The sequence below is a fragment of the Micromonospora sp. DT201 genome, from assembly GCF_049841575.1.
Taxonomy (GTDB): Bacteria; Actinomycetota; Actinomycetes; order Mycobacteriales; family Micromonosporaceae; genus Micromonospora.
The window spans coordinates 1-6,749 of sequence record NZ_JBNCKP010000046.1 but is presented as its reverse complement, the minus strand read 5'-3'; the positions used below and the strand labels follow the sequence as shown (position 1 = coordinate 6,749).

1 protein-coding gene is annotated in these 6,749 nt (G+C 72.2%); it reads right to left on the bottom strand.

What is annotated here, in order from left to right; all coding sequences use genetic code 11:
- Positions 1-6,749, bottom strand: a 6,749-nt coding sequence (locus tag ACLQ28_RS34240) for a type I polyketide synthase (RefSeq protein ID WP_425690400.1), incomplete at both ends; no start/stop codon positions are given.

The window sequence follows — 6,749 nt, the reverse complement described above, 5'->3', positions numbered from 1 at the left end:
GCCGACCCACGCACCACCGCCAACACCCGATGACCATGACGCCGAGCGTCCGACAGCCGCTCCAACACCAACACCCCAACACCCTCGGACCAACCAGTGCCATCCGCCGCCGCCGCAAACGACTTACACCGGCCATCCGCCGCCAACCCCCGCTGCCGCGAGAACTCCACGAATCCGCCGGGCGTCGACATCACCGTCACACCAGAGGCGAGGGCCATACCGCACTCCCCCGACCGCAACGACTGGCTGGCCAGGTGCAGGGCCACCAACGACGACGAACACGCCGTGTCGACGCTGACCGCGGGGCCTTCGAGACCGAACGCGTACGCGATCCGGCCGGACATGACGCTCGCCGAGGAACCGGTCCCGGCATGGCCGTCCGTCGCACCGGCCGCGCCGAAAGCGAGGGCGGCATAGTCCTGGCCATTCGTCCCGACGAACACGCCGGTGGCGGTGCCTCGCAACTCGGCGGGGTCGATGCCGGCCCGCTCGAACGCCTCCCACGACGTCTGCAACAGCAACCGCTGCTGCGGATCCATCGCCAGCGCCTCCCGCGGCGAGATCCCGAAGAACTCGGCATCGAACTCCGCCGCGTCGTACAGGAATCCACCGTGACGGGTGTAGCTGGTGCCGGCGTGCGCGGGATCGGGATGGAACAGATTCTCGACGTCCCAGCCCCGGTCGGCAGGGAACTCACCGATGGCGTCGACGCCGTCCACCACCAGCCGCCACAAGTCCTCCGGCGACGCCACACCACCCGGGAACCGGCAACTCATTCCCACGATGGCGATCGGGTCGTCGGCTACCCGTACCGAAGGCAGGAGAAGTGCCGGGGCGCCGGCGCCGAACAGTTCCCGGCGGAGAAACGCCGCCAGCGCGTCGGGGGCCGGATAGTCGAACGCGAGCGTCGGCGGCAGGGGCAGCCCGGTTGTCGCCGTCAGCTGGTTGCGCAGTTCCACGGCGGTCAGCGAGTCGAAGCCGAGGTCCCGGAACGCGCGGCTGGGCGCGACGGCGGCGCCGGAGTCGTGGCCCAACACGACGGCGACGTGGTCGAGCACGACCTGCAGGAGCGCGGCCTCCTGCTCGTCCCCGGGCAGGCCCGCCAGCCGTACGGCGAGAGCGCCGGACGGCTCCGCAGGTGTCGTGCCGGGGTCGGCGAGCAGGTCGGGACGGCGGGCCGGCCGAGCTTCGAGCCAGTAGCGACGGGTCTGGAACGGGTACGTCGGCAGGTCGCGGACCGGTGCGCCGGACGGGTACCACGTGACGGGGCGGCCGTGGGCGTGCAGGCGGGCCAGGGCCTTGGTGAAGGTCTGGACCTCGTCATGCCCGGGATGCAGCACGTTCGCGGTGAGCTCGGCGACGGCTGCGGCATGGATGCTCAGCGCGGCGTCCGGCCCGAGCTCGAGGTACGCGGTGACGTCGTGCCGCCGCGCGGTTGCGAGGGCGGCGTGGAATTGCACGGGCTCGCGGATCTGCCGTACCCAGTAGCCGGGAGCGGTCAGGTCCTCGTCGGGAAGCATGGTGATGACCGGAATCCGCGGCGGGTGGTAGGTGACCTGTTCGGCCACTCGCCGGAAGTCGTCAAGGATGGTCGTCATGTGCGTGCTGTGGAACGCGTGGCTCGTACGCAGTGCCGTGGTCTTGTAGCCCTGCTCGCGCAACTGTCCGGCGAGGGTGTGTACCGGCCCGGGGTCGCCGGAGAGCACCACGCTCGTGAGCCCGTTCACCGCGGCGATCTCGACGCCGGTGGTGAGGAGCGGGGTCACCTCGTCGGCGCCGGCGCGGACCGCCACCATCGCGCCGCCCGCCGGGGCCGACTGCATCAGCCGGGCCCGGGCCGCCACCAGGGTGACGGCGTCGGGCAGGGCGAAGACGCCGGCCAGGTGGGCCGCCGTCAGTTCGCCGAGCGAGTGGCCGAGCAGGTACGCGGGCTGCACACCGTGCGCCTCGACGAGGCGGTACAGCGCCACCTGCAGGGCGAAGAGCGCGGGCTGGGCATAGCCGGTCTCATCGATGAGGCCGCTGTGCTCCTCGCCTAGGACGACGTCGCGCAGGGGCCGATCGAGATGCTCCCGGAAGAGGGCGGCGACCTCGTCGAAGGCGTCCGCGAACGCCGGATACCGCTGGTACAGCCCGGCGCCCATGCCGGGACGCTGGCCGCCCTGACCGGTGAGCAGGAACGCAGTCTTGCCACCGAGGGCACGGCCACGGACGACGTCCGGGTGCGGGCGTCCCGCGGCCAGCGCCTCCAGCGCGTCGCCGGATGCGTCCAGCAGGACAGCGCGGTGGTCGAAGCGGGGCCGGGACGCGAGTGCCCAGCCGTCCAGGTCACGTGTCGACGCGTCCCGGGACGTGAGGCGTGCCGCCTGGGTTTCGAGGGCGGCGTCGCTCTTGGCGGTCAGGATCCACGGGGTCGCCGGCAGCGCTGGCAGGGAGATCGGCGCCGGATTTGGGACGTGCTCGAGGATGACGTGCGCGTTCGTGCCGCTGATACCGAACGACGAGACGCCGGCGCGGCGCGGCCGGTCCGTCGACGGCCACGGCACCGCCGAGGTGAGCAGGACGACCGAGCCTGCGGACCAGTCCACGTGCGGGGTGGGCTCGTCGACGTGCAGGGTGGGCGGCAGCAGCCCGTGCCACATGGACTGGACCATCTTGATGACGCCAGCGACGCCCGCCGCGGCCTGCGTGTGGCCGATGTTCGACTTGAGCGATCCGAGCCACAGCGGTTCACCTGTCCGACCCTGCCCGTACGTGGCCAGTAGCGCCTGCGCCTCGATCGGGTCGCCCAGTGTCGTACCCGTGCCGTGTGCCTCCACCGCGTCCACGTCGGCGGGGGCGAGACCGGCGTTCGCGAGGGCCTGCCGGATCACCCGCTGCTGCGACGGGCCGTTCGGGGCGGTGAGTCCGTTGCTGGCGCCGTCCTGGTTGACGGCCGAACCGCGTACCACGGCGAGGATCCGGTGGCCGTTGCGCCTCGCCTCGGACTCGCGTTCGAGCAGCAGCATGCCGATGCCCTCACCCCAGCCGGTGCCGTCGGCCGCCGCCGCGAACGGCTTGCACCGCCCGTCCGGGGCGAGGCCCCGCTGGCGGCTGAATTCGATGTATCCCCCTGGCGTCGCGGTCACCGTGACCCCGCCGGCGAGCGCCAGCGTGCACTCGCCCTGCCGCAGCGACTGGGCGGCCAGGTGCAGCGCCACCAGCGACGACGAGCAGGCGGTGTCGACGGTGACGGCGGGACCTTCCAGCCCGAAGACGTACGCCACCCGCCCCGACATGACACTCGCCGAGTTGCCGGTCAGCAGGTAGCCGTCGAGATCGCCGAGACTGTCGGGTAGCAACGCGGTGTAGTCCTGCGACGAGGCGCCGGTGAACACGCCGATCGGTGCGCCACGGACGGTGGCGGGGTCGATGCCGGCGTTCTCGAACACCTCCCAGGACGCCTGGAGCAGGAGGCGCTGCTGCGGGTCCATGGCGAGCGCCTCGCGCGGCGAGATGCCGAAGAAGTCGGCGTCGAAGTCGCCCGCGTCGTACAGGAAGCCGCCCTCGCGCACATAGGTCTTGCCGGGACGGCCGGGCTCCGGGTCGTAGATCTCGTCCACGTTCCAGCCCCGGTCGGCCGGGAACTCGCCGAGGGCGTCGGTGCCGTCGAGCAGGAGCCGCCACAGCCGGTCGGGTGAATCCGCGCCTCCGGGGAACCGGCAGCTCATGCCCACGATGACGACGGGGTCGTCGGCCGTGACGGCCGGGGCCACCACGGTCGGTGGCGCGGTCTCGGCCACCTCCAGGATCCGGTCGAGAAGGCGCTGGGTGAGCAGTTCGGGCGTCGGGTAGTCGAAGACCGTGGTGGCGGGCAGCCGCAGGGCGGTCAGCCCGTTGAGACGGTTGCGCAGCTCCACCGCGGTGAGTGAGTCGAACCCGAGTTCCCGGAACGCGCGGGTCGGCTCCACCGCGTCGGCGGAGGCGAACCCGAGCACCGCGGCCACTTCGGCGCGTACCAGTTCGAGCAGGTCGGCGTGCCGCTCCCCGGGCGGTTGCGCGAGCAGGCGCTGCCGTAGCTCGGATCCGCCCGTACGGGCACCGGCGCTCGCGGAGCGCCGCAGCGGTACCCGGACCAGGCCGCGCAGCAGTGCTGGCAGTCGGCCGGCCATCGCTTGGGTCCGGAGCTGAGCGAGCCGCAGGTGGACCGGCGCCAGCACGGCATCGCCCGCGCCGAGCGCCGCGTCGAACAGGGACAGGCCTTCCTCGGTGGACAGCGCGGACACTCCGCCGCGGGCCATCCGGCGCACGTCGGTGTCGTCGAGCGAGCCGGTGAGGGCGCTGCGCTCGGACCAGAATCCCCATGCCAGCGACGTCGCGGGCAGCCCTTCGGCCCGGCGCCGCTGGGCGAGGGCGTCGACGAACGCGTTGGCGGCGGCGTAGTTCGCCTGCCCGGGGTTGCCGAGCAGGCCGGCGAACGAGGAGAAGAGCACGAACGCGGCCAGCGGGGTGCCACGGGTCAGCTCGTGCAGGTGCAGCGCGGTGTCGGCTTTGGGGGCCAGCACCCGGTCGAGGTGTTCCGGGGTGAGGTTGGGCAGGGTGGCGTCGTCGACGGCCGCCGCGGTGTGCACGACGGCGGTCAACGGGTGCGCGGCCGGCACCGAGTCCAGCAGGCGCCGCAGGGCGGCCGGGTCGGCGGTGTCGCACGCGGTCACGGTGGTGGTCGCGCCGGCTTCCGCCAGCTCGGCCACGAGGTCGGTAGCGCCAGGGGCGTCCGGGCCGCGGCGGCTGGCGAGCAGCAGATAACGTACGCCGTGCCGGGTGACGAGATGACGGGCGAGGTGCGCGCCGAGGACACCGGTGCCGCCGGTGATCAGGACCGTGCCCTCGGGATCGAGATCGGGCGGCGCGGTTCGGTCGGCGCAGGGCTCCAGGCGCGGCGCGTAGAGGCGGCCGTCCCGGACGGCCAGTTGGGGCTCACCCGTGGCCAGCGCGGATTCGACCAGGTCACGAGTCAGGTCCGCGGCGTCGGTGTCGATGATGGTGAGCCGTTGCGGGTTCTCGGACTGGGCGGAGCGGATCAGCCCCCAGAGCGCCGCGCCCGCCAGGTTGGGGCTCGCGGTGTGGACGGCGCCACGGGTGATCACCACGAGGTGACTCTCGGCCAGTCGATCATCGGCCAGCCACTCTTGCAGGGTGGAGAGAAGGTGGCGCGTGGCGGCGCGGGCGGCGGCAGCCGGGCCGGCGTCGAAGGCTTCCGCCGCGTACGGCAGGAAAGCGACCCCGGGCGTCGGGTCCGGCAGGTCTGCCGGACCCGCGCTCTCGACGGTGATGTCGCCGGGGAACGGCGTGGGAAGCATGGTCCAGGCGGCGCCGGGGGAACTGCGTACGGCCGGGTCGGCGACCGGAGCCCACTCGACGCGGAACAGTGAAGCGTGGCGGGCGGTACGTTCCAGCTGGTCGGCGGCGACAGGACGGAGCACGAGCTCGTCGATGGTGGCCACCGGGTTCCCGGCGCCGTCGGCGACGGCGATGCGGACCGAGGCGTCGCCGGGTGTGAGACGGACCCGCAACGTGGTGGCGCCGGTCGCGAACAGTTCGGCCCCGGTCCAGGTGAACGGCAGGCTGACGTCGCCGGCATCGTCCCCGGTACGCAGCCCGAGCGCGTGCAACGCCGCATCGAGCAACGCGGGGTGGAGTCCGAAGCCGTCGACGTCGGTCTGGTCGGGCGGGACCACCTCGGCGTAGATGTCCCCGCCGGAGCGCCAGGCTTCGCGGAGTCCCTGAAAGACCGGTCCGTAGCCGTACCCGGCGGCGGCAAGGTCGGCATAGAGGCAGTCGGCCGGGAGGGTCTCGGCGCCCGGGGGCGGCCAGGTGGCCAGGTCGAACGCCGGTGCGGCGGTGCCGCTGCCGAGCACGCCGGTGGCGTGGCGGGTCCAGGCGTCGTCGGTACGCGCGAACAGCTCCAGCGCACGTCTGCCGGTGTGGTCGGGTTCGCTGACGGTGACTTGGAGGTGGACGTCGCCGTGTTCGGGTAGGACCAACGGTGTTTCCAACGTGAGTTCGTCGACCCGGGTGCAGCCGGTCCGGTCACCGGCATGCACCGCCAAATCGAGCAGAGCAGTCCCGGGCACCAGCACCGTGCCCCGCACCGCGTGATCGGCCAACCACGGATGCGTCCTCAGCGACAACCGACCGGTGAACAAGTAACCATCGCTGCCCGGCAACGCCACCGCGGCACCCAACAGAGCATGCCCGGCCGGCTGCAACCCAACCGCCCCCACATCCCCACCCCCCGCAGCCGGCTCCAACCAGAACCGCTCCCCCTGAAACGGATACGTGGGAACCTCGACATACCCCGGCCGGGTGTTCAACGTCGCCCAGTCGAGATCCGCGCCATAGGTGTGGGCCTGAGCCAGGTTCGTCAGGAAGATGTCCGGGCCCGACTGGTCACGACGCAGACTGCCCACCGCCGTCCCGCCGGTATCCTCGATCGCCGCCACCAACACCGGATGCGGACTCACCTCAACGAACAATCCCAACCCATCGTCGACCGCCCGGGTGACCGCGTCGTAAAACCGCACCGGCTGCCGCAGATTCCGAAACCAGTACCCGGCGTCGAACACGGTCTCGTCCGGGCTGACCGTGGAGTAGAACGGCACCCGCCCCGGACCCGGTGCGACCGCGAGCTGCTCCAACTCGGTGCGCAGCACATCCACGTGCGCGCAATGCGAGGCGTAGTCCACCGGCAACCGGCGCGCCCGATCCCC